Genomic DNA, 22,168 nt, shown 5'->3' on the forward strand with positions numbered 1-22,168 from the left:
ACAAAGGATTTATGTTCGTTTATCGAACATGACGATTTCCCGCCCCGCGTTCACCATCGCGACCAGGGCGCGCGCTGCACGACATTCCACCCATAACGACAACGGAGCACACATCATGCTGTTCATGGTTCAAATGCAGGTCAACATTCCCGCCACGCTCGACAAGGCCGTGGCCGATCAGTTGAAGAAGGACGAGAAGGAGATGTCGCAGAAGCTGCAGCGCGAAGGCAAGTGGCGCGACCTGTGGCGCGTGGTCGGGCAGTATGCCAACGTGAGCATCTTCAACGTCTCCGGCAATGATGAGCTGCACAACATCCTGTCGGCCCTGCCGCTCTATCCCTTCATGACCATTTCGGTCACTCCGCTGACCCAGCATCCCTCGGCCATCGCGCAGATTGGCTGATTCCCGGCGTATCTGACGCTTTTTGATTCACACACGCCCGTCACCACCGTCCGGTGGCGCGGGCCAAGGATTTACTCATGCCCTTTGCAACCCTGAACGGAATCAAACTGCATTACCAGCTCGACGGCGACGCGGCCCTGCCGGTGCTGGTGCTGTCCAATTCGCTGGGGACTTCGCTGGCGATGTGGGATCCGCAGATTCCCGAACTGAGCAAGCATTTCCGCGTGCTGCGTTATGACACGCGCGGCCACGGCCAGTCCGAGGTCACGCCCGGTCCTTACACGATTGCCCAACTCGGCAGCGACGTCATCGCCCTGCTCGACCAGCTCGACATCAAGCAAGCGCATTTCTGCGGTCTCTCCATGGGCGGCAGCACCTTCATGTGGCTGGCGGTGCATCATCCGGACCGCGTGGCCAAGCTCATCCTCTGCAATACCGGTGCCAAGATCGGCACGCCCGAGGCCTGGAACAGCCGCATCGAGACCGTGCAGCGTGATGGCCTGTCGGCCATTGCCGCTGCGGTCGTTTCACGCTGGCTCACGCCCGAGTATGCCGAACAGCATCCGGAGCAAGTGCAGGCATTGACGGCCATGCTGCTGGCCACGCCGGCGGAGGGCTATGCAGGCGCTTGCGCAGCGGTGCGCGACAATGATCTGCGGGAAGCGATTGCGGGCATCCGCGCGCCCACGCTGGTGATTGCCGGCAGCGGCGACGTGCCGACGCCACCGGCCGATGCGCAGTTCATGCGTGCCACCATTCCGGGTGCGCTGTATGTGGAATTTGATGCGGCCCACATCTCCAACCAGCAACAGCCACGCGCCTTCACGCAGGCGGTGGTGCAGTTCCTGACCGAAGCGGCCTGAGAGCGGGAGCCCCGGCAAGGGGTGAACGAGGAGCGCTTGTGTGAGCTTTGCAGGAGGCCACTATAATGGCGGCCATGTGAATTTTTGTTAGTGTCTGATCAACGCACTCACATGGTCTCCTGTTACGAAATTACCGCCGAATCTTCCCCGTTCACCTTTCTGGTCTGGTGTGCGGCCAATGACGCACAATGGTTCGTCAGTGGCGTGGAAATCCGTCATAGCACCATCGGCAAACTCTTCCCCAAACGTTCCCTGCCGGGCCGCTACTCTTCGCGGCCGCTGGCCCTGGCGCGCGGCATTCACTGGTGCGAATCGGTGGCCTATCAATTGCTGGAAGCCGATGTGCCGGAGGTGCCGGAGGAATTCCTGCCACCGCAGGCGCGGATCATTCGCGAGATGCGCTGACAAGAAAGCCGGCATGACGCCGGCCTTCTTTCGTTTTCCCTGCCAGTGCCTGACCGCGTTCAGGCATCCAGCCGCAAGCGCCGCTGCAGCACGCCGATGGGCGGCGCCCAGCGTGCCTCGCGCGGTTTCTTCGAGGTGACCAGCGTAATGTCGGCCGGCTCGAAGACTTCGACGTTGTGCGTGATCGGCGTGGTCAGCACGTATTGCGCGCGGGTCGATTTCAGGAAGTTGCCGACCAGCTGGATGTTGCGCACATCGAGGTGGGCAAAGGGTTCGTCGATGAAGACGAAACCGCCCGGCATGTCGTCATCCTTCAACAGCCCCACCAGCAGGATCAGCGACTTGATGACCTGCTGGCCACCGGACGCTTCGCCATCGTTCAGGCCGATCTCGCCCTTGCCGTCGAAGTTGAAGCTGACCTTCAGTTCAGCCTGGCGCAGGATGGTGTCGTCATTGTCCAGATGCGGCAGATCGGCGCTGACCACCACACCGGCCAGGGCGCCGAGGTCGACGATGTTCTTGCGATAGCGGCGTACCGTCGCGCGCAACACGTCGATGTAGCGTTCACGCGCATTGCCGACGGCTTCCTCGGCTTGGTGATTGCTGATCTTGCGTGAATCCAGTTCGTTGCGCTGGTTGCCGACCGTGCCCTGCATGATGAGGTGCTTGTCTTCGACCGTGCCATCCTTTTCCCAGTGGCCGGTTTCCAGTTCGTTTTCGACGGAAGCCATGCGCAGCTCGGCCTGCTTGGCGTTGCTGTATTTCTCGTAGAGCGCCTGCACCGTCGCAGTCGCAATCCAGTGCGCAGGGAAGCGGCCCTTCTGCGCACGCGAGGCCAGCGCACGGGCGCGCTGCTCATCGTGACGCACGCGCCAGTCACGCTCCTGCCCCGCAAGATCGCCTTCGCTGTCGCGCAGGCGGCGCTGCAAGGCATCGAGCTTGCCATCGAGGATGGTGCGCTGTTCGATGGCGTCCGCGTACTGGGCATCAAACTGGCTCCAACGTTCACTCGCCGCCACGCGCGCGGCCTTCAGTGCGGGCAACTGACGGCGCGCCTGTTCGAACTCTTCACTTCGCTTCGCCAGCGCCTCTGCTGCGAGGTGGCCCTCGGTGGCTTTCTTGGCGGCGTCGAGCTGGCGCTTGACTTCGCTCTGCTTCAGGACGATGTCGGTCAACTGTTCGTCCAGCGTGGCCAGGCGCTTCTGGATCGAGGCCTGGCGCGCGGCCATGGCGGCCGCACCGAACTGGTAATCGCCCGGATCGCGCCACACGCTGCGTCCGCCCCGACCATCGCGCCAGTAGGCTTGCGGCGTGATCCATTCGCCACCACTGCTTGCGCCTTCGACCGTATCGGCCACACGGCGGATCTGCGCCAGTTGGCGCAGCAGCCAGGACGGGGCCTTGGCCGAGAAGCGCAACACCGCCAACAGGCTCTCTGCGGGCGGCTGCGAGGTCGCCGTGGCGGCATCGGAGACCACGTAATGGCGATAACGCTCACGCTCGGCCAGCGCCATGGCGGCGGCTTCATCCTTGGGATCATCCAGCACCACCACCCAGCACGAGGCGCGCAAGACGCCTTCGGCGGCGGCACGCCACTGGTCGTCCGCAATCTCGATCACATCGGCCAGCAGGTGATGGGCGATGCCGGCCTGGCGCAAGGCCCGCGTGAATTGCTGGACGTCATTCGGGCGCGGGGCCTGGCGTTGTCCGGTCAGGCGGTCCAGCGCGCCGCTGGCGTCCTTGCGTTGCTGCTCCAGGTCACGCCAGCGATCGTGCAGCGTGCTCTTCTGCTGTTCCAGTTCTTCCACGCGGGCCAGCAATTGTGTGGCATCGCCTTCCACCGCGGACAGGGCCAGCAGTTCATCGGCCTGCTTGACCAGTTCTTCCACCGGCTTCTCGGCATCGCGCGCCTTTTGCTGGGCTTGCTGGGCTTCCGCCTTGTCGCGTTCCAGCGCAGTCACCTTCTCGCGTGCCGCCTGTTGCTGCGTCAGCAGGGACGACAGCTGCAAGGTATCGCTGCTGCGCTGGCGGCGCAGGTGATTGTGATGCAGGCGCTGGCGATGCAGTTCGCGCAGGCGCGTGGCCGTGCCTTGGCGCTCTTCGTGCCAGCGCAAGACCGGAATGACTTCGGTGGCCAGCGTCTCGCGCTCGCGCAGCTTGCCCTGATAGGTGCGATACAGCGTGACGCGGCTGTCCAGCTGCGCCAGTTGCGCTTCGCTGTAGGCCAGTTCCTGTTCGGCCAAGGTCACCTCGGCGGCCAGGTCGCGTTGATGGCGGCGGGCTTCCTCGTAGCGGTCCAGCACTTCCTGGTCGCCGAACACTTCGAACACCAGGCGCAGCAATTCCTTGGGCGAGAATTCGCAGAGGCGGTCGGTCTGGCCCTGCTCCAGTGCCAGCACGCGCGCAATCGCACGCGACAGCCCGGCGCCTTCCAGGCGCTTGCGCCAGTGGTCCAGGCCCAGCCAATCCTTCTCGGGCAATTGCGCCAGGGTTTCGATGGCGACATCGCCATCACTCATGCAGTAGCGGCGCTGCCAGTCGCCGCCGTTGCGCTCGATGCGGCAGGCCAGCGTGACCTGGTCCGCATAGAGCAGGTTGCGCGCGAACGGACGGGTGGAGGTCTGGCGGCCATGCGGACGGTTGTCCACCGTGGCACGCAGCCAAGTGGTGTCGGCGTTGGCGTGGCGGGCGTAGGTCTTGTAGCTGCGCCCGCCCGAGCAATCCAGGCCCAGCAGGGTACGCATGGCGTCCAGCAGCGTGGTCTTGCCGGAACCGTTGGGGCCGGCGATGGTGATGATGGAACCGTCCAGGGGCAGCGTCAGGCGCTGGCAATAATCCCACTGCAGCAGTTCCAGCGATTGCAGGTGGAACATCAGGCGTCTCCCTCTTCGGATGATTCATCGGCAGCAGCGTCGGCTTCGGCCTGCGCCTCTGGCGCAGTGCCCGCTTCGTCACGTGCCGTGGCGAGTGCCAGCACGTCGCCCAAGGCGCCATCGAGGATGCGCGGCGCCAGGGCATCGTAGTCCAGCAGCAGCTCCAGCAAGGGGCCTTCGGCGATGTCGACGCCTCGGCGCACGATGAAGCCGTGGGCTTCCAGGCGGCGCAGGTTGGTATCCATGCGCGTCTTCTTGCCGAGCTGGTTGCCGAAGTCGGCCAGCAGCGCCGTATAAGAAATCACCGGGCTGACTTCGGCCGCCGTCGGCATGGGCTTGTCGGTGTGGAACATCTCGTCCTGCTGCTGGGCATCGTCACCGGCGGCGCGCGCCGACTGACGCTCGCGCTTGGGCAGCACGATCAGCGCCCACAGCACCACCAGCAGCGAGATGGCATCGCGCGGCAGGTCGAGGTTGTTGTTGGCATTCATGCCGGCCTCGCCGAAGACGGCCGATTCGGCCGGGCGCACCAGGGCCACGCTGATGTGATCGGCGTGGATGTTGTCCACCAGGCGCAGGCCAACCTGGGCCAGGCGGTCCTGCAGGGCTTGCCACAGGTCGGCATCGACCAGGGCGCGGCGCACGCGCGGGTGCTTGCGGGGCAGCCAGCGGCGCGCCAGCAGTTCGGCGGCCAACAGGCCGGCCTCGTCTAGGGTCTCACTCATTCGGTCTTTCCCGGGATGGATCTGGATGGACGGCCCCGGCGCTCATGGCGGCGACATCGGGGTCATCGACTTTGTCGACACGCGGCAGGAAGCCGGCTTGCCACGGCAGGCGCGCCAGGTCGCCGGTCTGCCCTTGCAGGGTGCGCGCCTGGGCGTCCCCCAGCAGCGGCAGCAATTGCAGGCGATACGCGGCCTTGCCGAAGCTGCCGCCCAGCACCACCGAGGTCAGTGGCTGCGGTTGCAATTCGCTGGCGTCCTCGCCTTCCGGCAGGGCCCCCAGGCGTGTCAGTTGTTCAATCAGTTCGCCCAGCTCGACCGGCATGCGCAGCGCTTCGATCTTGCCTTCCACGGCCTGGGCCGGAGGCGGCAAGCCTTGCTGGCGCTGGGTATCGGGACGGTCGCGCTCGAATTCGCCTTCGGCCACATCCAGCAATTCGTGGCCACTGACGAAGACCGGCTTCACACCGATGGACAGCGCCTCCCCCATCAGCGAAGACAAGTCAGCATGCGATTGCAGCCAGCGCCGCACGTCCGAGCTGGTCACGCCGGTGCTGCCGAGGGTGACGCGCTGGCGGTCGGCCTGCTGCAGGGCGCGGGTGAACTGGCTGGCCATGGTCAGCAGGCGCGCCTGGCCGTTGCCGAGCGCACGCGCTTCGCGTTCCAGGCGGGCGTCGGCGTGTTCGCTGCGGATCAGGGCGGTCAGCGCTTCACCGGCGCGATTGACCAGCTTCAGGGCCCGTTCGAATCGCGGCTGGGCTTGGCGCAGCAAGGCTTCCGAACCGCTGGCAATGGCATCGGCGAACTGGTCGTGCAGGCGCGCCAATTGCGCATGCAGGTGGCGGATCTGGCTGGCATCGGACAGGCCCAGTGCCTGGGCCCCGGCCACTTGCGCCAGCAGCGCGGCCATCTCGTCATCCTCGCCGACGGCGCGCGTGAGCGGGGCCAGCAGGGCTTGCACCTGCTGGGCAATGGGCGAGAGCTGGTAATCCTGGCCGGTGGCGTCCCAGACCAGCAGGCCCAGATCGCGCAGGCGCTTCAGGGCGGCTTCCATGGCCTCGGGCTTCAGGGCGTAGAACAGCTGGTTCAGGTCCTCGCGCTGCAGGCGGCCCTGCGGCTGCGCCGCCAGTTCGAGGAACATCCAGATGCGCAGGCGCGCAGCAGCCTGGCCACCGGAGACCAGGCCGCGCAGCGCGTCCAGCACGTCCAGCCGCTGGCCCAGGCCCCAGGCCAGGGGCGCTTCGGCGGCTTGCGAAGGATCGCGGAAGTAGCTCTCGAAGGAGCCGGAGTCATGCTCGTCCGCAAGGGGAGCGGGGTCGAATTCTTCTGTCAATTTGTCGTGGAGGTTGACCAGGCAGTGCCTGGATCCTGCCCGGTCGGTGGGCGGACCGGCAAGTTTAGCAGGCCCGGGGACCTGCCTCCAGCAAAGCGGACGGCGGCACACATGAAAATGCGCCGGAAAGGAAATGATTTATTGCATTAATGCAACGTTAATGCCCGTTGAGACAGCATTAACGCCAGCTTAATGATCGATCAGCGGGCCAGTGAGATCGCTTCGTAGGGCGTCTGCAGGTCGCGCTCGGGGATTTCCCAGACCACCAGCTTGGGCGGCGTCTGGGTGAAGGCGGGATTGGCGAAGTAATCGCGGGCGCTGCCGGAGAACTTGCCGCCATCCTTGGCGAAGCTGCCGATCTTCGCGCCCAGCGCCATCTGCAGGAAGCCGACGAAGCTGGAATTGCGCGAAAAGGAGGTCCCGATCAGGGCCACGTTGGGCAACTGGCTGTCGCCCAGCAGATCGTCGAGATCATCGCCGCCCTTGGCGGTGGCGCCCTGCCCTGTGGCGGCCGCTTCGGTGAAGACGGTGGCGGCCACGCTTTCCGGCGTGGGTTGCCAGCGCAGCGGCAGCCAGTCCAGTCCGGCCAGGTGCACCAGGTCGCCGGGACGCTGCGCCAGCTTGCCCGGCTGAGCGGTATAGGCCTGCTGCGGCGTGGCCTGCACGCCAGCGGCCGTGATGCGCGCGGCGATGGCCTGCGCGGCGGCGTTCGCGCCGGTCTCGTTCCAGTGGGTATCGGTGTGCAGGTAGGCCGAAGCACCGAGTGGTGCCAGCGCAGGGGCGAGGTCGATGGCGGCCACGCCATCCTGATTCAGTTCGCTCACCCATTGCGCGGCGCGCGCATTCAATTCGGCCGGACGCGTGAGGCCGCACAAGGCGCTGGCGGCGATGCGGCTCTTGTCCGGCACCACCGCCACCAGCAGGCCGATGCCACGTTGGGCCAGCGCCTGCCGGATGGCCAGCACTGCGGCGCGCTTGGTCTGCGCGTTGGCTTGTGCGTGGCGATTGACCTGCAATTCTTCGGCCAGGAACAGCCAGCCGGGGCAGCCGGTGCGCACGCGCGGGCCGGTATCGCCCAGCAGCAGCCAGCTGCCGGCACGCTCCAGTTTGGCGGCCTGGTCCGGCAGCCAGGCGTTGGAAAGCTGCTTGGCCAGTTGATGCGTCAGCTCGCCATGCAAGGCGTCGTCGCGCGTCCAGCTGGCGGGTAGCCAGTCGATCTTGCCGGCGTACACCAGCCAGCCGCAGGAGATCAATCCTGCACACAGCACGGCGGCCAGCGCGGCACCGGCCCAACGGCTGGCCCGGCGCGCCATGGCGCTGGGCTCAGGAGGCGTATGTGCAGCATGAACGGGGGGCGTGCTCATCGTCGGCTCAGAACTGGAAGTAAAGGAAAGGCACGGTTTCGCGGCTGGCGATCAGTGCAAAGGAGAGCAGGAAGGCGGCAATCGGCCACGCCCGCACGAACCAGAGATAGAGTGCGCGTTCGCCCCAGCGCGCCTCCAGCGCCGCCTGCCACAGCGGGGCGACGATCCAGAACAAACCCAGCAGCACGGCCAGCGCCTGCACCGGCCGCAGCATCACGGCCAGCGCATCGCTCAGGCCGGTGCCATGCAAGCCGAACTGGCCCGCATACATCGTGGCAGCGGTGGCGAAATCCGGCGCGCGGAACAAGGTCCAGGCCAGGCACACGAACAGCAGCGTCAAGCCATGGGCCAGCCACGAAGGAATGGAAGGCAACGAAGAACGCGACCACGCGCGATCAATGCACAGCGCCACGCCATGCGCCGAACCCCACAGCAAATAATTCCAGCTGTCGCCGCCATGCCAGAGACCGGCGATGGCCATGGTCAGGAACAGGTTGCGATAAGTCTTCCAGACGCCGTGGCGATTGCCGCCCAGGCCGATGTAGAGATAGTCGCGCAGCCAGCTGGAGAGCGAGATGTGCCAGCGCCGCCAGAAATCCTGGATGCTGCCGGCCAGATAGGGATGATTGAAGTTCTCGGGGAAGTGGAAGCCCAGCATCAAACCCAGGCCGATGGCCATGGCGCTGTAGCCGGAGAAATCGAAGAACAGTTGCATCGAATACGCCAGGCATCCGATCCAGGCATCGACCAGGGTCGGATGCTCCAGGTGGAAGGCTGCATCCACCAGGGGCGACAGCGTATCGGCCACCAGCACCTTCATGGCCATGCCGACCATGAAGCGGCGCGCACCCAGCGAGAAATTTTCCCGATTGAACCAGCGCTCGCGCAACTCGCGCTGTACCCAGTCATAACGGATGATGGGGCCGGCAATCGAGTGGCCGAACATGGAGATGTAGGTGGCGTAATTGATGAAGCTGCGCTCCACCGCCACCGTGCGGCGATGCACGTCCACCAGGTAGGAAATCGCCTGCAGCACGATGAAGGACAGGCCCGCCGGCAGCGCCACCTTCTGCCACGCCAGCGGCATGGCGCCATAGTGCTGCATGAGATCGCTCACGGTGGCAGCGACGATGTTGGCGTACTTGTACCAGACCAGCACCGCCGTGTTGAACACCACCAGCGCGATCAGCAGCACGGGACGGCGCAGGCTGCCCTGCCCTTCTTCGCGCGCACGGGCGCGATCCACCAGCAGCCCGCCGACCCAGGCCACGATGGTCAGCACCACGTGCAGGGACAGGAACAGCGGACTGAGCCACCCATAGAACAGCCAGCTGCCCGCCAGCAGCACGCCATTGCGTGCGCGCTGCGGCACCAGGGCATAGACCAGCAGGAACAGCGGCAGGAACAGCGTCAGGAATTCAAGCGAGGCAAAGACCATGGCGTGGTGCAGTCGGCGTCAGTCAGCGTAAGTCAGCGTCAAGCAATCAGTTGGCCAGCTTGTCAGTCGCGGCCAGCAGGCGCGGACCGCTGGCCGAGGGCAGCAGCAGGACGCTGTAGCGCTCGCCTGCCTTCAACTCACCCAGGTCCAGCACCGGGCCGGTGTTGGTCCCGCCGCAGACCAGCTGCACCGACAGCTTGACCGGATTGATGGAGCGGCGCTGCAGGCTGCCTTGCGCCACGCCCTTGAACAGGTCGGCAGTGCGGCCGGCTGGACGCAGCGCGGCGGCGGCACAGGAAGCATCGAGATTGAAGAAGGCCAGCGAGGCCTTCAGGCCATTGAAGTCATCCGGATTGTCCTGCACCGTGACCTGGCGGATGCCCTTGGGGTCCGGCAGCACCACCACCGTGGCGAACTCGCCCGGCTTGGCCTGCACGCCCAGCTCCAGGCTCTTGCCCGCCACCGTCAGCGTGCCCTTGATGGTGGACTTGGCCTGCACCGGGAAGAAGGACGAGACCGGCTTGGCCGCGTCCAGTTTCAGCGGCGGCTGGCCCTTCTGGGCCACCACTTGCAGCGCGTCCGGCGTGGCGTTGATGAAACGGATGAAGGCGGCATCCTCGGCCGGGCCAGTCGGATACAGCGGAATGTCAGCGGCCATCGCCCCCGCGCAGCCCAGCAGGGCCGCGCTCGCGGTCAGTGCGCGCAGCACGCTCATTTCTTGCCTCCCTTGGCGCTCACGGCATCGGCCGGCAGCTTGCCCAGCGCATCGCCGATGGCCGAACCCCAGGACTTGTAGCCGGCCACGGTGAAGTGCTGGCCATCGGTGGTGATCCATTGGCCCGGCTTGGACATGGCCAGCGAATCTATGTAGGTGCAAGGTGCCACGTTGGCAGCCAGGAACTGCGACATCAGCTGGGTGCGCGCATCGTTCTTCTGGTACATGCCGCCAGCCTTGCCCCAGGCCGGTCCGACCCAGGCGCACTTGGTGCCGGTGGCGGCAATCGCCTTGGTCAGGCTGGTCACGCTTTGCCAGGCCCAGGCCTTGGGGAAGGCCGGCTTGTCGTAGGAGGCCATGGTGTCGCCGATGACCAGCACCACCAGGTCCGGCTTGTCCTTGGCGATCAGTTCAGCGATCGGCGTGGTGCTGGCATCGCGGCCATTGATCTGGATCTTGCCGTTGTCGATCTGCTCGGCACCGCAGTCGACCTTCTTGGTGGTCAGCCAGTCGCCGGCACTGGCACCGCAGGCGCCGATGGAGTGGACCTTGGCGCCCATCTGGACCAGCTTGGCATTGAGGGGTTCGGTGAGGTGGTCGGCCAGGCTCATGTGGCTTTCGCCCAGGACCAGGATACTCAGACCAGCGAGAATGGATGCAGCTGCCATGGCAATCTCTCTATCAAAAAATGTTCAGTCAAATCAGTTGGAGTACGGCGAACGATACGGGCTGACCGGCAAGGTCAGGAAACTGCCCTGCATGTCCTCCAGGGTATAGCGCAGGTACATGGCGACATTGAGTTCGCGGAAGTCGCTCGAATTGTTCAGGCGCAGCGTACCGCCCACAAACAGACGCGGCGCAAAGCGGTATTCGCCGCTGCCTTCCAGGCTGTAGCCGATGCCGGTCTTGGTCTGCTGCCCGTAGATCTTGCCGCTGGCCGCTTGCAGGGCGGCATCCGTGGGGAAGTAATCCGCGCCGTCCTGGCGGAAGTACTGCACACCGGCCGAGCCCTTGAGCTGGAAGCTGAAACGGTCGCTGCGCTTGGCCCAGGTCACCGGCACGCCCAGTCCCAGATAGGCCTGCGGGCTGAAGTAACCGCCGTGGCCATAGGTATAGAAGTTCTGGTTGTTGGCGTAGCTGATGAGGGTGGCGGAGACACCGGCCGTCATCTTCTCGTCGTTGCCGTTGGCCAGGTACTGGTAGGCACCGCCGCCCAGTTCCACACGCGTGTTGGATTCGACGTTGCGGCCCATCAGGCTGTGCAGGGCACCGTAGGCGTAGACGCCGGTCTGGGCATCATCCGAACTCATCTCGGCACGGCCGCCGTTGGCGGTCACGCCGCCCCAGGAACGGCCGATGCGCGGGTCGGTGCTGCCGGCAAACGAGGTGATGCTGTCGTTGACGGCACGGCGCGACACCGTCACGCCGAAGCGGTTGGTGCTGCTGCCGCCGAGCGGCTGCTCCACGCTCACGCCACCGACCACGTTGGGATACTTGAAGCCGCTGGGCGTCGTGCCGATGTCGGCCTTGATGCCATCGTCAGGACGCTCGTAGGCTACCGCCACGCCCACGCCGCTGGCGCTCTGCTTGCCCACGCCGGTGGCACTGGAACCGCCACCGCCGAAGCGGCTGGCGGCCTCGTCGGTCATGGTGCCGCCATCCAGCGAGACCGGCGTGATGCGCACGGCCACGCGGTCATTGCCGACCGGCATGTTCACTTCCAGCGGGGCTTCGATATCGTTGATGCGGCTCAGGCCCGATTCGCTGGCATTGCCGCGCACCACCACGCCTTGCGTGACGTAGGGGCTGCGCGCCTGCAGGATGTCGTTGAGGGCGCGCTGCGCCGGCGTGAGGTTGTCCGCCGGCAGGCCTTGCTGGCCCTGCAGCGCCAGCAAGGCGCGCTGGGCGGCGGTGGCCGCACCCGGCAAGGCGGTGGCAGGTGCCGCCCCTTGCTGCGCATAAGCGCCCGCCCTGCCCGGCTGGGTGGTCTGGACCATCTGCGCCGGAGCCGGCGATGCATTGCTGAACACCGGACCGAGCGCCGGGCCATAGGCCACCGCAGGCGCGGCCTGCGACGCCGTCACGCGCGCGTTGGCCGGGGTCGGCAACACATCGGCCGCCGCCGGTGCGGAAGCCGTCATCATCGCCGGACGCAGCATGGTCTCGGCAGGCGGCGGGATGGCGGCCACATTTTCGTTGCCCGGCAGGCGACGCTGGGTACGGAAGGGGTTGATGGCAGGATCGAAACCATTGCCCTGGGCCATCAGGCTGCGCTGGCGCGCCGAGTTTTCAATGGCCACCGCCTTGCGCAACAGTGCCGTGGCTTCGCCGGTCTTGCCCAGCGCACGATAGATGCGCGCGGCTTCGGTCAGGGTGGTGGGATCGCTGCTTTCCAGTTTGTTGAACTGATCCAGCAGGCGCAGGGCATAGGCATTGTCGTGCGCCTGCATGGCGGTATCGGCCGCGCCCAGCAACACCGTGACATCGCGCGGATTGCGTTCGGCCAGTGGTTTGTAGAGCGCCAGTGCGCGGGCATTGTCGCCGGCCGCATTGAACATGCGGGCCAGTGCCGAGAGCGCACCGATATCGGTGGGCCGCTGTGACAACGCGGGGGCCAGCGTGTCGTAGGCCGCCGCCAGGTCGCCACCTTCGCGCAGGCGTTCGGCCTGGCGCACGCGGTAGAGGAAACGCACATCGTCGTATTGCTTGCGCGTGGCCACGTCCATGTTCTGGTTCTGCAAGGCCGTGAGTACGCTGTAGACCTGCGCATCCTCACCGGCCCTGAGCAGCACCGACGCGTATTGCAGGCGCGTAGCGGCGCTCGGCGTGGCCGGCGGCGCAATCAGCGGCTGCATCAGCGCCAGCGCACGCGGGGTATCGCCCGCATCGACATAGGCCGAGGCCAGTGTGCCTGTGCGCTCGGCATTGCCGGCCGCTTCGGGCTGCACGCGATCCAGCAGCGCCAGGGCTTCCTGGCGCTGGCCGGTCTTGACCAGCTCGCTGGCATGGCCGACCTGGATGGTCAGCGTGACCTGGCGATACAGATCGGTCATCGGTGCGGTACGACGGGCCTCGGGGATGCGGCGCAGGGTATCGAGCGCATCCTGCCACTGCTCCATCTCGGCCGACAGCAAGGCGCTGGCGTAGAGCGCGTCGACGTTGTCGCGATGCTCGCGGGTGAAGTCATCGATGGTCACGCGCGCCTGGCGCGACTGGCCGGCCTTGATGTAGAGGCGGGCCAGGTCGAAGGTGGTCCAGACGTTGTCGGGATCGTTGCGCACCGCTTCGCGCCGGGCGTCCAGTGCGGCATTGAGATCGCCACGCTGTTCGGCCAGGTTGGCTTGCTGGGCCGCACGCAGGGCGCGCAGGCGGCCCTGGTCGCCGAACTCGGCCTGTTGTTGCGGGGTGAGCTTGTCGAGCAGGCGCAGCGCTTCATCGGCTTGCCCGGTCTGCGAGAGCACATTCACCAGACCGCGAATCGCTCCGACCTGTGCCGGCTGCACCGCCAGTACCTGGCGATAGTGCGCCGTGGCGGCCTCGAACTGGCCGGCCGTGGCTTCGATATCGGCGATGGCGACCAGGCCATCGGTGTTCTTCGGATCCAGGCGCAGCGCCTGGGTCAGCGCATCCTGCGCCTGGCGGGTCTGGCCGCGCGCCTGCAGTTCGCGGCCGCGCTGGATCAGCAGCCAGTAGCGCACGCTGTCGAGCGCCTTCTTCCAGCCGCTGCCACCCTTCGCTACGGCGCGCGCCAGCAGCGGTTCGGCATCGGCCAGACGGTTCTGCTGCTGGCGCACCACACCCAGGCCACCGAGTGCATCGGTTTCATCGGGATGGCTGGAGAGGCGTTCCTGGAAAGCCTTTTCAGCTTCCTGCAGATCGCCCTTCTCCAAGGCCTGCAAGCCGCGCGAGAGCACCGTCGGGGTCTGCGTGGCGGTGACCTGCGAGCGGCCCTTGGCCAGCAGGTCGCGGATGTCCTTGTCGTCCGGATGGACCTGGAGGAATTCTTCAAACAGCGGGGCCTGCGCCGGACTCGGCGGGCCCAGCCAGGTCAGCGCCAGCCGCCAGCTTTCATCGGCGTCGCCACCGATGTCGGTCTGCTTGCTCAGGCGCGAGAGCACACGGATGCCTTCCACCCGGCTGTCTTCATGGCGCGCCAGCTGCTTGCCATAGAACAGCGCCAGGATGCTGTCCTCGGGGGTTTCGCGCAGCAGGCGCTCCATGCCCTTGCGCGCTTCCGGCCAGCTGGCATCGTTGAAGGCCAGGTTGTTGTAGTACTCGCGGCCGACCGTGCCCGAGGGCGTCAGGCCATTGAACATCTTGCGGAAGGTGTCGGTGGCGCGGTCACGCTCGCCGGCATCCACCAGGCGGCGGGCTTCGGCCAGCAGGGCCTGGTTTTCAGGGCGGGCCAGGGCGATGTCCTGCATCAGCTGGGCGGCTTGCCAGGGTTGCGGCGAGAGCGCCTGCAGCCGTTCCAGATACGCATTGGCCTGCTGCGGCCGGTTCTGCTTCACGCCGATCAGGCCCATGCCGTACAGCGCGTTGACCTGCGATTTGTCCAGCTGCAGCACCTTCTGCCAGACCTCGGCAGCGCGCTGGTTGTTGTTGCGCGCCTGCCAGTACTGGCCCTGCTCCACCAGCTGGGCCTGCAGGTCCGTCGGCGCAGCCAGGGCCGGGGCCAGGGGTGCGCCCAGGAGCGCGGCCAGCACTCCGATGGCTAGCGTGGTACGGCGCGTGCGCATGACTTCTCCCAAGACAAATTGAGCGTTCCGTCGTCGCGGAACTGATATCGCTGCTCGGCCCATCCGAGGCCGAACAGGCCGAGCATGACGTTGTAATACAGAATTTCCGGTTGCGCACTGGGCTGGGCCAGTCCGCTCTCCAGCTGTTGTGCGGCGCGCGCCTGCCATTGCGCGGCCAGGGCGTTTTCGCCCTTGGCCTGCAGATACGGCACCAACGCCGCGCCAAACCCGAACGGCCCCTGCCCTTCGATGGCACCGCTGGTCACGGCCACCTTCTCCGGCGCGATGCCGGTGGCGACGATGCGCTGGCGCATGCCATCCAAGGCGGCCAGCAGCGGTGCGGCCCCGGGGTCATGCGGCGAGGTCATGCCGGCCCACAGGTAGACGCGGATGGCGTCATAGCTGCCCAGTTCGCCCTTGGCCGGATCGACCATGAACTGGCCGGCCTGCGCCGCCGTCATCTTGTAGCCGACCCAATCCGCCACGAAACCCTTGGGGCTGGTGGCCTGGATCATGCGCACGGTGTTGGTGGCGATCTGCTGCCAGGGGCCCTTGGGGCGCTCCTTGTGCAGACGGCGCAGCAGCGGCAACGGCAGGTAACTCGGATTGAGCGTCCAGGCCTGGCTGCCCTGGCTGAAGCCCTGCGGTCCCGGCAAGACCATCTTGCCCAGGCCAGGCAGGTCCACCACGAGGCGCGCTTCGATGGCGTCGAGCAGGCGCACTGCATCGCTGCGATAGGTCGGGCGCTGCCACAGGCGCGCCGCTTCCAGCAGCGCGTAGGCAATCCACAGGTCGGCATCCGATGCGGAATTGGCGTCCTGCAATTGCCACTTGCCATCGGCACCCTGCCCCCACAGCCAGCCCGGCAGGCGGTTGGCGGCATCGGGCGCCATCATGTTGTCGCGCGTCCAGCTCCAGATCTGGTCAAAGCGTTGCGGATCATTGGCGATCAGCGACAGCAGCAGGTTGTAGGACTGGCCTTCGGACGTGGTGTGATTGGGCAGCAGGCTGGAGTGCAGGACCCGGCCATCGGGCTGCACGTGACTGCCGGCCCAGGATTGCCAGGTCGGCCAGTCAACTGTCGCGCAGGCGGCCGGCGCGGCGCTGGCGGCCGCACCGGCACCACTGAGCGCGAGTGCGGCCACCACCTTCAACAGGCTGCGTCGCAGCGGCTGGAACGGCAGGTCAGGCATTGAGACGCTTTCTCGCCTTGGCGCGCAGGGTCAGGTAAGCCAGGCCGCCGAGCATCAGGATGCCGCCGGCAATCAGCACGAACATGGCCAGCACGTGGCGCGACAGCCACCAGCGCAGCATGCGCAGCGGCGACATGCTGCCGACGAAATAATTTTCTTCGGCCAGCAGCGGATCGATGGTGGTGCCGCGCACCGCCACCAGGCTGCCCTGGATGGTCTCGGCTTCCGGGTCCTTGCTGGCCATCGCATCGAGGATCTGCTGCAGGCCGGAGGCATCGCCACCGGCCAGCACCACCACGCTGCGGCCACTGTCGAGGGGCGACTCGAAACCGGTCAGGTAAGAGGTCGGCTCGCCCCCCGAGAAGGCCAGTGCCAGCCGCGCACGGCGCTTGGCCTGGTCCTCGTCATCGATCTGCAGCCAGCTGCGCACGCGCAGGGCCAGATCGGCCACCTGGAAGCGCTGCTTGTCTCCGGTCACCACCGCCGGCAGGCGATCGGCCCATTGCTTGAGCAGCGGCTGATTCTGGCCCGAGGCTAGCACCAGCAGGTCGCGCGAGGCCACCTTGTCGACCTGGGCGGCCTGGGTCACGGCCACGCCGGTTGCCGGATAGCCGGTGGCGCTGCCGAAGCGGCCCAGCAGCGTCAGGTAGGCCGAGAGATCATCGGGCGTCGCATTGTCGGGCAATACCACCGCCGACTCCGAGAGATCGGCCATGCGCGTGAAGGGGAAACCGGCATCCTTGAACACGCCCAGATTGGGCATGGCCATGAAGTGATCGTAGCCGCGCAGGTCGATGGTGGATTCGGGATCGATGCTGCCGCGCACGTTGTCGATGATGACGTCCTGGCATTCGCCCTGCTTGACGAAATCGTACATGTAGCGCAGCTGCAGACGCGATTGCGGACCGGCCAGGTTCAGCGGCAGGCGCACGTTCATCTCGCGGGTCAGCGCGTCATCCTTGATGGCGGCCAGCAGGCTCTTGTCCAGCTGGTCGTGCGGCAGCAGGACGTCGGCCTTGATCAGGCCATCATTCAGGCTGACCATGAAGGACGAATTGGACGACTTGGGCTGCGGCGTATAGCGATACACCAGTTTCAGCTTTGCGCCATCCTGTCGCCAGCTGGAGAGCGCGGGCGGGAAATTGAGCGGAATGGTGATCTCGCCCGGGTTGTAGCCGGAGACATTGAGGCGCTTGGGATCGATCAGCTCGGAGAGTTTCACCGGACGATCGGTAGGCAGCCAGTTGGGCGCATCATACGGCTGGCGAGGGGTCAGCGGCTGCAGCTTGTCGACCACCACCGAGCTGCCCGCCAGGCCCTTGCCGCCCAGCGTCAGGGCAGCGGCGGCCTGCTTGAGTTCGGCGATGTTGCGGCCGGAGACGATCAGCAATTTGCCATTGGCATCATTCGGATTGGCCTGCACGGTCAGGGTCGGCCCCTTGGGCGCGGCCACGGCCACACCGGCCACGGTGGTGGCGGCCTCGCCGGCCACCATCAGCACGGCATTGCCGCGCTGGGGCAAGGTGTTGATCTGTACCGGGAAGCGCGCACCGCGATAGGCGGCCAGCGCGCCGAACCAGGACGACAGCGACCCTGCCGCTTCCAGCGTGCCGTTGTCGGGCGTGCCGGCAAAGATGAAGGGCAGGTTCAGCATGCGGATGTCGCGCCGGTCGAAGAAGGGTACGGGCATCAGCGCCAGGTCATCCTTCTGCGGCAGCGCCGTGGTCTGCAGGTCCAGCGTGGAGCCGTTGGCCACGCGCGTCCACAGGCTGGAATGCAAGGGATCCTCGCAACCCATCGTGTAGTGGCCGATGAACTGCAGGCTCAGGCGGTTGAATTCGGTAATCAGCTTGGCCGGGATGTCGACCTTGGCGGTCTGCATGCTGCCGGAGTTTTCCTTGGGCAGCGGGATGCTGCCGGCCACGACGTCGTTGACCATCACGTTGATCTGCGACAGGTCCGGCAACAGCGCGGGCGAATACGTGTAATACAGGGTCACGTGCGCACCGGTGGCCACCAGCGAGACCGGCACGTCGAAGTTGAGACTGTCGGTGGCATCCACGCCATGCAGGTTCATCGAACCGTTGCGGCCCAGCTGCTTGAAGGTGAACACGTAAGGATCGCCGGCCATCGGGATCGGTGCCGGCAGACCGGGCGTGGCCGTGGCTGCCGGAGTCGCGGGGGTGGCCGCCAGTACCGGCAGCGGCAGGCTGCCTGCCGTCATCACGGCCGCCAGCATCAGGCACAGGGAGCGCTGGCGCAGGGGCATCCGTTGCGCTTGAGACTGCTTCGTTTTCATTATTGTTTTTCCAGAGTGTTATCGGTAACGGGCACAGTGGCTGCCGCCACTGCCGAGGGGGCTGCAGCGGGTGCCGGCGCGCGGCGTTGCGCACGCCGGCTGCGCATCAGGATCAGGGTCGCCTTGAACAATTGCCGTACGCCATTCATGCCGATGCCGGCGACTTCACGCAAGGCTTTGAGCGGTGTATCGGGACGGCTCTTGCCCCAGTTGTTGTCCCAGATGTCGGCGCGCGAGAAGGTCAGGCGCACCAGTTCGCTTTGCTGGCGCAGCGACAGTTCGTGGAACTGCGCACCGACCATGTCGTTGCGGCTGAACACCACCATTGCCGGGAACACCTTCTCCTGCGCATTGCGCATCATCGAGACTTCGATGCGTGCATTGCGTGCGATGCTGACGCCGGCAGGCAGGCGCAGGCCAATGCCCTTCTGCGAGAAGTCGAGGGTCTTGCCGTCGATGATGCTGCCGTCGTCGAGCTTGATGCGTACCGGCAGTTCGGCGGTGACGCGCGGCTCGCTGCGCACCTGGCGGGTTTCGGAAGCGACCGCCATGGCGGCGCTGCTGATGATGACGTTGTAGAGCGTCCAGGCCATGTTGATGAGGATGGTGGTGACCGCATTCGGATCACCATGGATCAGTTGCCAGATGCCGAAGCCCAGTCCGGCCACGTTCAGCCCCAGCAGCACCATGTAGGGCCGCGCCAGCTTCCAGTCGAAGTGGTCATCGGTGATGATGCCGCCCTTGTCGGTGACGTTGAAGCCGCCCAGCTTGGGGTTCACCAGTGCCAGCAGCACCGGCCCCAGGATGTACCAGGCCAGCACGGTCTCGTAGACCTCGTTCCAGAAGGAATGGCGGAAGCGTCCCTGGATGCGCGAGTTGGTCAGGCTGGCGTGCAGCACGTGGGGCAGCACGTAGGCCGTGATCATCAGCGCCGAGGCCTGGAAGATGTGGGCGCCGAAGAACAGGTACGTCAATGGCGCAGTCAGGAAGATCAGGCGCGGCAGGCCATAGAAGAAGTGCAGCATGGCGTTGAGGTAGCACAGCCGCTGGCCCAGACGCAGCCCCCTGCCCTTGAGCGGATTGTCGACGCGGAAGATCTGCGCCATGCCGCGCGCCCAGCGCACGCGCTGGCGGATGTGGCGCGCCAGGTTCTCGGTGGCCAGGCCGGCGGCCTGGGGGATGGCGAGATAGGCGGTGTTGTAGCCGGCACGGTTCATCTTCAGCGCGGTGTGCGCATCTTCGGTCAGGGTCTCGGTGGCGATGCCGCCGATTTCCATCAACGCGGTACGGCGCATGACGGCGCAGGAGCCGCAGAAGAAGGCGGCATTCCACAGGTCATTGCCATCCTGCACCAGGCCATAGAACAGCTCGCCCTCGTTGGGTACCGAGCGGAAGGTATTGAGGTTCTTCTCGAAGGGATCGGGCGAGAAGAAGAAGTGCGGGGTCTGCAGCATGGCCAGCTTGGGGTCCTTGTAGAACCAGCCCATGCAGATCTGCAGGAAGGAACGGGTCGGCACGTGGTCGGCATCGAAGATGGCCACGAATTCGCCGTCGGTGACCTTGAGCGCCTCGTTGAGGTTGCCGGCCTTGGCGTGCTTGTTGTCGGAGCGCACCAGGTAGTTCACGCCGATGTTGTCGCAGAACTCGCGGAATTCTTCGCGGCGGCCGTCATCGAGCACGTGCACGCGCAGCTTGTCCTGCGGCCAGTCGATGGCCTGCGCGGCGAAGATGGTGAGCGAGACGATGTCCAGCGATTCGTTGTACGAGGGAATGAAGACATCCACCGTCGGCCATTCCGCAGGCGGCATGGTCAGCATCTGCGGCTTGCGGCGCAGCGGCCAGGCGGTCTGCAGGTAGCCCAGCGTCAGCACCAGCAGCGAATACAGTTCGGCCGCCAGCAGTCCGTAGCCGAAGCAGATGTCCAGCCAGCTTTCAAAGGCCAGCGTGGAACTGATGCGCCAGTACATGTAGCGCATCGACACCGTCAGCGAGAGCGTGATCAGCACCAGCACCGGGAACCGTCCAGACTGCTTGCGCAGCACCAGCGCGGCGACGAAGCAGCCGATGGCGAAGACGCATTGGGCGGCGAAGTCCAGCGGTACCGAAATGATCAGCAACGCCAGCATCGTGGCAAACAGCAGCACGGCCCATTGCACCAGACGGCGTGGCCCGCGCGGCAAGCCTTCGAGGCGCGCGCCGACGGTCTGCATCCATTGCTGCAGGCGGTTGGCCGATGGCCGTGCCGAGGGCTCCTGTCCTGGCGGATGCGGTGACAGCGTGGCGGCGGCAGGCAGGTCGGACGGGGCTGGCGAATGCGATGGCGAGGGGGCCTGGGATCCGGTCGTCATGCGCGTGCACCCGTGGCGACGGCTTTGGCGACAGCGGCGCGCAGCACCTCGCTCACGCCCTGCAATTGCTCATAGGCCGGCGAGTGGCCGTCCTTGACCAGCGGATTGAAGCCATAGGCCAGGCCTTCGCTGATGGCGTGATCGAGCGCGATCACGCCGGCCAGGCGCGGGCCCATCCAGCGCTTGAGGACTTCCAGCATGTCCTGGCTGAAGCTGCGGCTGGCATCGTATTTGTTGACCACATAGCGGCAGTTGTTGCGGCCATGCAGGACCTGGCGCATATGTTCCAGCGCCAGGAAAGAACCGGCGTCGGGCGTCACCACCGCCAGCACCTGGTCGGCGGCTTGCAGGGCCTGGTCGAGATAGGCGGTCTGTCCGGCCGGCAGGTCCAGCAGCACCACGTCGTCCGCCTGCAGCTGCAGGGCGTGCAACTGGCGCAGCAGCCATTGGCCATCCTCGGCCATCTGCTGGGCCAGCGCAGCTTCACCAGCGGCGGCCACCAGGGTGTGGCTGACCACCTGCGTGCCGGCCATGCCGGCGGCCAGGCCACTGCGCCAATCTGCGGCAGCGGCCGCTGCAGCAACGGCGTCGGCACTCACGCCCAGGTGGTACTGCAAGGCATTCTGCGGATCCAGGTCGATGGCGATCACGCGGCCATGGCGCGCCAGGCTGCAGGCCAGGGCCGAGCACAGGGTGGTCTTTCCGACCCCGCCCTTGGGCGAGACTACGGCAATCACTTGTGCGGGCGTCGTGGGGGGCAGGGCCACGCCGGACTGGCCGGCGTCGTCATTGTTGGCGCGCTGCAGGGCTTCGCGCTGGCGCGCGGCCTCGCCCAGCATCGAACGCAACAGGGTGGGTACGCCAGGGCCATGGGGCGCCGACGGGCTGATCTGGCTGACCGGCGCCGGGTTCGGGGAGGTAACAGGCGCCTGCACGGACAGGGACGGTGCAAGTCTGGCGACAGGGGCGACCGGGACGGCGGCAGGCGCAGCAACGACAGGTGCTTCAACGACCGGCTCGCTGACCGGTTCGATCAGCGGTTCGATCACAGGCTCAATGCGCTGGGAGGAGGAAAGCGAAGGCGGGTCCAGCAGCGGCACCACCGGGCTGGCCGCCACGACCGGTGCCGGTTCGGCCTTCACGTCCGCCGCGGCCGGCTGCGCAACCACCAGCGGCGCCTTGGGCTTGCGGACCGGCTCCTTGTAGTTGATGGCGGCCTCGATTTCGAGATACCCATCCACCGTCGCCCCGAACTTGCTCAGCAAGTTGGAGATATCGTTTCCCATGCTTGACTCCCTGCCCTGTCCTGACGGCGGCGGCTTTTGACCGGGCGCGCAAGACCTGCCTGCAACCTTGTTAAAAAGCGGTAAGTGTTCCCATATGCTGCCATCCCCCAGCTATATTTATTCATCCGCTCTGACGGCGGGACTTTTCCCCTCTGGATGCGGAGTCATGCTCCGCGCGGACCAGGCG

Annotated in this window: 15 protein-coding genes; 3 read left to right on the plus strand and 12 right to left on the minus strand. The window is 66.1% G+C overall.

The window, feature by feature from the left end:
• Positions 1–115 precede the first annotated feature (115 nt).
• From catC to MKD49_RS18060, 3 genes are all read left to right on the plus strand, one after another.
• Complete coding sequence (gene catC / locus MKD49_RS18050) at positions 116–403, plus strand: muconolactone Delta-isomerase (RefSeq protein ID WP_013233325.1); 288 nt, start codon at positions 116–118, stop codon at positions 401–403.
• Between the two features lie 77 nt (positions 404–480).
• A complete protein-coding gene (gene pcaD, locus MKD49_RS18055) occupies positions 481–1,266 on the plus strand; it encodes a 3-oxoadipate enol-lactonase (protein WP_121038023.1) in 786 nt (261 codons plus the stop codon).
• A 111-nt stretch (positions 1,267–1,377) separates the two neighbouring features.
• Positions 1,378–1,671 carry a hypothetical protein gene (locus MKD49_RS18060; protein ID WP_209531803.1) on the plus strand — a complete coding sequence of 98 codons (294 nt, stop codon included), beginning with the start codon at positions 1,378–1,380 and terminating at the stop codon, positions 1,669–1,671.
• Positions 1,672–1,730: 59 nt separating this feature from the next.
• Here MKD49_RS18060 and MKD49_RS18065 read toward each other — a convergent pair whose 3' ends face one another.
• The 12 genes from MKD49_RS18065 to bcsQ form a co-directional block, all read right to left on the minus strand.
• Positions 1,731–4,544 (minus strand): ATP-binding protein, encoded by a 2,814-nt coding sequence (locus tag MKD49_RS18065; RefSeq protein ID WP_134134655.1) that lies wholly within the window; start codon positions 4,542–4,544, stop codon positions 1,731–1,733.
• Positions 4,544–5,269, minus strand: coding sequence for a DUF4194 domain-containing protein (locus tag MKD49_RS18070; RefSeq protein WP_252696991.1), 726 nt, complete (start codon positions 5,267–5,269; stop codon positions 4,544–4,546). The genes MKD49_RS18065 and MKD49_RS18070 overlap by 1 nt, the downstream gene beginning before the upstream one ends.
• Positions 5,262–6,599, minus strand: a complete 1,338-nt coding sequence (locus tag MKD49_RS18075; protein ID WP_209583191.1) for a hypothetical protein — start codon at positions 6,597–6,599, stop codon at positions 5,262–5,264. The genes MKD49_RS18070 and MKD49_RS18075 overlap by 8 nt, the downstream gene beginning before the upstream one ends.
• Positions 6,600–6,799: 200 nt before the next feature.
• Entirely contained in the window at positions 6,800–7,963 is a 1,164-nt protein-coding gene (locus MKD49_RS18080; RefSeq protein ID WP_252696992.1) for a cell division protein FtsQ, read from the minus strand.
• A 7-nt stretch (positions 7,964–7,970) separates the two neighbouring features.
• Positions 7,971–9,401: an MBOAT family protein gene (locus MKD49_RS18085; RefSeq protein ID WP_252696993.1), complete on the minus strand. Its 1,431-nt coding sequence runs from the start codon at positions 9,399–9,401 to the stop codon at positions 7,971–7,973.
• 46 nt (positions 9,402–9,447) lie between these two features.
• Complete coding sequence (locus tag MKD49_RS18090) at positions 9,448–10,116, minus strand: alginate O-acetyltransferase AlgF (protein WP_121038002.1); 669 nt, start codon at positions 10,114–10,116, stop codon at positions 9,448–9,450.
• Positions 10,113–10,784 (minus strand): SGNH/GDSL hydrolase family protein, encoded by a 672-nt coding sequence (locus MKD49_RS18095; protein ID WP_252696994.1) that lies wholly within the window; start codon positions 10,782–10,784, stop codon positions 10,113–10,115. Before MKD49_RS18095 ends, MKD49_RS18090 begins: the two co-directional genes overlap by 4 nt.
• A 33-nt stretch (positions 10,785–10,817) precedes the next feature.
• Positions 10,818–14,855, minus strand: coding sequence for a cellulose synthase subunit BcsC-related outer membrane protein (locus MKD49_RS18100; RefSeq protein ID WP_252696995.1), 4,038 nt, complete (start codon positions 14,853–14,855; stop codon positions 10,818–10,820).
• Positions 14,831–16,048 carry a cellulose synthase complex periplasmic endoglucanase BcsZ gene (bcsZ, locus tag MKD49_RS18105; RefSeq protein WP_252696996.1) on the minus strand — a complete coding sequence of 406 codons (1,218 nt, stop codon included), beginning with the start codon at positions 16,046–16,048 and terminating at the stop codon, positions 14,831–14,833. Before bcsZ ends, MKD49_RS18100 begins: the two co-directional genes overlap by 25 nt.
• Positions 16,041–18,347 (minus strand): cellulose biosynthesis cyclic di-GMP-binding regulatory protein BcsB, encoded by a 2,307-nt coding sequence (bcsB, locus tag MKD49_RS18110; protein WP_204725070.1) that lies wholly within the window; start codon positions 18,345–18,347, stop codon positions 16,041–16,043. The genes bcsZ and bcsB overlap by 8 nt, the downstream gene beginning before the upstream one ends.
• Complete coding sequence (gene bcsA / locus MKD49_RS18115; RefSeq protein WP_252696997.1) at positions 18,347–20,695, minus strand: UDP-forming cellulose synthase catalytic subunit; 2,349 nt, start codon at positions 20,693–20,695, stop codon at positions 18,347–18,349. Before bcsA ends, bcsB begins: the two co-directional genes overlap by 1 nt.
• Positions 20,692–21,981, minus strand: coding sequence for a cellulose biosynthesis protein BcsQ (gene bcsQ / locus MKD49_RS18120; protein WP_252696998.1), 1,290 nt, complete (start codon positions 21,979–21,981; stop codon positions 20,692–20,694). The genes bcsA and bcsQ overlap by 4 nt, the downstream gene beginning before the upstream one ends.
• Positions 21,982–22,168 lie beyond the last annotated feature (187 nt).

Origin of the sequence: Herbaspirillum sp. WGmk3, assembly GCF_023952535.1 — a bacterium.
Taxonomy (GTDB): Bacteria; Pseudomonadota; Gammaproteobacteria; order Burkholderiales; family Burkholderiaceae_D; genus Herbaspirillum; species Herbaspirillum huttiense.

Bases quoted from the DNA above. Each gene is read 5' to 3' on its own strand.
- bcsB (WP_204725070.1), bottom strand. From the start codon at position 18,347: ATGAAAACGAAGCAGTCTCAAGCGCAACGGATGCCCCTGCGCCAGCGC.
- catC (WP_013233325.1), top strand. From the start codon at position 116: ATGCTGTTCATGGTTCAAATGCAGGTCAACATTCCCGCCACGCTCGAC.
- MKD49_RS18060 (WP_209531803.1), top strand. From the start codon at position 1,378: ATGGTCTCCTGTTACGAAATTACCGCCGAATCTTCCCCGTTCACCTTT.
- pcaD (WP_121038023.1), top strand. From the start codon at position 481: ATGCCCTTTGCAACCCTGAACGGAATCAAACTGCATTACCAGCTCGAC.
- MKD49_RS18095 (WP_252696994.1), bottom strand. From the start codon at position 10,784: ATGGCAGCTGCATCCATTCTCGCTGGTCTGAGTATCCTGGTCCTGGGC.
- bcsZ (WP_252696996.1), bottom strand. From the start codon at position 16,048: ATGCCTGACCTGCCGTTCCAGCCGCTGCGACGCAGCCTGTTGAAGGTG.
- MKD49_RS18080 (WP_252696992.1), bottom strand. From the start codon at position 7,963: ATGAGCACGCCCCCCGTTCATGCTGCACATACGCCTCCTGAGCCCAGC.
- MKD49_RS18085 (WP_252696993.1), bottom strand. From the start codon at position 9,401: ATGGTCTTTGCCTCGCTTGAATTCCTGACGCTGTTCCTGCCGCTGTTC.
- MKD49_RS18070 (WP_252696991.1), bottom strand. From the start codon at position 5,269: ATGAGTGAGACCCTAGACGAGGCCGGCCTGTTGGCCGCCGAACTGCTG.
- MKD49_RS18100 (WP_252696995.1), bottom strand. From the start codon at position 14,855: ATGCGCACGCGCCGTACCACGCTAGCCATCGGAGTGCTGGCCGCGCTC.
- MKD49_RS18090 (WP_121038002.1), bottom strand. From the start codon at position 10,116: ATGAGCGTGCTGCGCGCACTGACCGCGAGCGCGGCCCTGCTGGGCTGC.
- bcsQ (WP_252696998.1), bottom strand. From the start codon at position 21,981: ATGGGAAACGATATCTCCAACTTGCTGAGCAAGTTCGGGGCGACGGTG.
- MKD49_RS18065 (WP_134134655.1), bottom strand. From the start codon at position 4,544: ATGTTCCACCTGCAATCGCTGGAACTGCTGCAGTGGGATTATTGCCAG.
- bcsA (WP_252696997.1), bottom strand. From the start codon at position 20,695: ATGACGACCGGATCCCAGGCCCCCTCGCCATCGCATTCGCCAGCCCCG.